Raw genomic sequence first — 3,406 nt, 5'->3', positions numbered from 1 at the left:
GCCGGAGCCGGTTTCCCATACCGGGCGGCGCGGCCCGAAGCCCCCGCCCCGCTCGCCCGCACCGGCACCCGCGCGGTCGACGCAGCGAACCAAAGCGGCAGCGGCCGCAGCTCCGCCCCGCGCTCGTCCGCCACCAACGGCCTCCCACAAACCGGCCGCCTCCAGAGCCAGCCCGAGCGGCATCGGCTCGGGCCACATCAGAAGCCCTTCCGCCAAAGGCTTCCCGCTCCAAATCCCGGCGTACGCATCCCCTACGCCGCGCCTGATTCCCTTCCGGTAATCCGCTTCAATCCAGAACAGGCGGTCCGTATCCGGATCGATTGTGACAAAAGCTTGCGCCCCATCAGGCCAAAGCGCGGCGTACAAATGAGCCTTCATTTCGTCCCTCCAATCACATTCGCACTCGTAATCGCAGCAGCACAAGCAACGGCAAAAAAGCACACCAAGACGGCGACAAACGCCGTCCGGGTGTGCTTCACGCCGGAGCTCCAGATGATTTCCTCTATCGTAGCAAATTCCTGTCACTCAATCAAACAACTTTTCGAGCCGTTCAACCTTCAGACTTCTACATCCGTTGAACGATAGCAATGCACTCGTGACTTGAATACGCATCAGCCGCCGGCCCATCAGCTGGCACTCCGGCCGGAGGAACGGGTTCGCAACCCGCCGCAACGGCCTTATCTATAGTTTAAGCTTCCAGAACCGGTCGGGGTTACGCAAATCGAGCAGCACCGCCTCCCCGTCCTCTTCACCCGCAACAGCTTGAATCCCCTGCCACAGCTCCTGCGCTTCCCCGGCCGTCCGCTTCGATAGGCGAATGCTGTCGTCGCGTTTCGCGAGGCAGGCGGCAATCGACATCGTCTCATCCGCCGAGCCGCAATCGATCACCGTCACGGTCACCTCCGTTCCGGTGCGGCTGGCGTAACGCCGTATGGACCGGATGACCCATTCCAAATGATGCTGCTCATTCCCGGCCAGCAGAAAATAATGCCGCCCGCTTCGTTTCCGCGTAAACGACATGCGGCGGATCGCATAAACCGTCAGGGCGGCGAGGAAATAACAGCAAACGACCGCCAGCAGCACAAAAATCATCGGAACCGCCTCCTACCTTCGTGTCGATCAGCGTTTTATTTTGTGACACTATATGCCGCCGGACGCCCATACGTTACGGGCTAACGTTCGAATGGCTTTACGGGAAACCCGTATCCAGCGCAAAAAACCGCCTCTCCCGAAAGAGATGACGGTTGTCGGCATAAATCCATCATGACCACCCAAAAAGCCCGTTACAACGTAACCCATCCGTTCTTGATCGAATGGATGACCGCTTGCGTGCGATCGTCCACTTCCATTTTCTGCAGGATGCTGCTGACGTGGTTTTTGACTGTTTTTTCGCTGATATAGAGGAATTCCCCGATCAGCTTGTTGCTCTTGCCCTCCGCCATCAGGCGAAGCACTTCCGCCTCGCGCCGCGTGAGCGGATTGTTGTCGCCGGCAATGAATTTAACGCCTGCCTCTTTGGTCGCGGCGGCGCCGGACATAACCCCGATCTCATCGAGATAGGTCATCCGGCGGAGCTGGTTGATCAGCTTGCCCGTTACTTTCGGATGAATGTAAGCGTGCCCGCCTACGACCGAACGTATGGCATTGACCAGCGACTCGGCCTCCATGTCCTTCAGCAGATAGCCAGAGGCTCCCTTGCGCAGCGTTTCGAACACGTAACTCTCGTCATCGTGAATCGACAGGATCAGCACTTTCACTTCCGGAAAAATATCCCGCAGCCGCTCGGTCGCCACCACGCCGTTCTCGATCGGCATATTGATGTCCATCAGCACGACTTCCGGCCTCGTATGATTGCAAAATTCAAGCACCTGGATACCGTCGCCGCATTCGCCGATAACCTCCAGGTCGTCTTCCATGTTCAAAATTCGCTTTAAGCCTTCCCGGAACAGCTGATGATCGTCGGCGATCAGCACTTTTATTTTACGGTTAACCGCAGGCTTTTGGTCCATTCGTTATCTACTCCTTTCGTTGCTCAGCGTTGACGGGAATCTGGATCGCGATCTTCGTTCCCTGTCCGATTTGCGATTCGATCTCCATCCTCCCCTCCAAAAGCTCCACCCGTTCCCGCATCCCGATCAAGCCGAAATGGGAGCTGTCCTTGGCCTTTGCTTTAATTAAGTCGGTATGAAAACCGGCACCGTTATCGCAGATAACGATTCGGATCCTATTCGGCTGAAACGTAATTTCCAATGAGACGAAAGTAGGGTTGGCGTGCTTCATTGCATTCGTACAGGCTTCCTGCACCAGCCGATAAATACCCGCCTCCATGGCGGAGGGCAGGCGAAAGTCCCGGCCGACCGTATCGAATGTGGTTCGGATCTTCGTTTTGTCTTCCAAGTCCTGCAAATATTTGCGAAGCGTAGGCATAAGTCCCAGATCGTCCAAAGCCATCGGTCGCAGATTGAAAATAATTTTGCGGATTTCCTCGATGCCTTTGCGCACTTGCCCCTTCAAATCTATTAATTCGTCCTGTACCAGCCTGAATTCCTGCTTGGCCAGCATTCTTTCCGCAATTTCTGTTCTAAGCACCAAGTGAGCGAGCGACTGGGCGGGACCGTCGTGAATTTCCCGCGCAATCCGCTTTCTTTCTTCCTCCTGCGCCAAAATAATCTTTAATCCGATCTGCTGACGGTTTTGGGCGGATTCGAGAATCCGGGTGACCTGGTTCAAATCTCCCGACAAATACTCCAGTACGACATTGATGCGAGAGCTGACCGTTTCCGCCCTTTCAATGGAAAGCTCCACATTCTTGACTCTTTTCTGCAAATCGGCGCGGCGCGCTTTTAAGTACGATTCCTTCTCCCTGAACACCATCAGATCGAGCTGCACCTGCGTCGCCGCCTCGTACGCCGATTTGATGTCGGCTTCCTTGTAACGGATGAAATCCTTGCTCACTTCGGTAAGGCGAATCCGCGCATGGCGGTAATCAAGCTCCAGCTGATCGACCTTGTCGATCGTGCCCGCCGTTTCCTGCATGATCGATTCCAGCTCCTGGCTGATCTTCAGCAATTCGTCGCGCGCGGATTCCGCAATTTCAAAGATCTGATACTTGCTTTCCTCCATAACGTTTATCGCGTTTTTGATGACGCGGTCAATGTCGTTTACTCGATAGTCCACGGATCAAGCCACACCACCCGAATAAGCGTTAACTAACCTACCACTACTATATCATAAAACAAAACAAGGCCGCCTTACTCATTGAATGGTAATTGTTTTGGTTTTTGCGTCCCATGCGACATCCAGGCCCAATTGCTCAGAGACAAGCCTCACAGGAACCAGCGTTCGACCGCCGCGCACGATCGGCGCCACCGTTACCGGCTTGCGCTCCCCGTTCAGCACCAGATCG

5 protein-coding genes are annotated in these 3,406 nt (G+C 55.2%); all 5 read right to left on the bottom strand.

Annotation, left to right across the window (positions count from 1 at the left end):
* On the bottom strand, positions 1-378 hold a 378-nt coding region (locus BG52_RS09160; protein WP_036667147.1), incomplete at its 3' end, for a hypothetical protein.
* Positions 379-681: 303 nt separating this feature from the next.
* Positions 682-1,092: a glycosyltransferase family protein gene (locus tag BG52_RS09155; RefSeq protein WP_036586478.1), complete on the bottom strand. Its 411-nt coding sequence runs from the start codon at positions 1,090-1,092 to the stop codon at positions 682-684.
* A gap of 191 nt (positions 1,093-1,283) precedes the next feature.
* Positions 1,284-2,009, bottom strand: a complete 726-nt coding sequence (locus tag BG52_RS09150) for a response regulator (protein ID WP_036586476.1) — start codon at positions 2,007-2,009, stop codon at positions 1,284-1,286.
* Between the two features lie 7 nt (positions 2,010-2,016).
* On the bottom strand, positions 2,017-3,177 hold the full coding sequence (locus BG52_RS09145; protein WP_036586474.1) for a sensor histidine kinase: 1,161 nt from the start codon (positions 3,175-3,177) through the stop codon (positions 2,017-2,019).
* Between the two features lie 78 nt (positions 3,178-3,255).
* Positions 3,256-3,406 (bottom strand): copper amine oxidase N-terminal domain-containing protein (locus BG52_RS16785; RefSeq protein ID WP_144340779.1); only part of this gene is annotated, 151 nt, incomplete at its 5' end.

It is taken from the genome of Paenibacillus darwinianus, from assembly GCF_000598065.1.
Classification (GTDB): Bacteria; Bacillota; Bacilli; order Paenibacillales; family Paenibacillaceae; genus Paenibacillus_I; species Paenibacillus_I darwinianus.
This window is presented reverse-complemented; position numbering and strand designations above follow the sequence as displayed.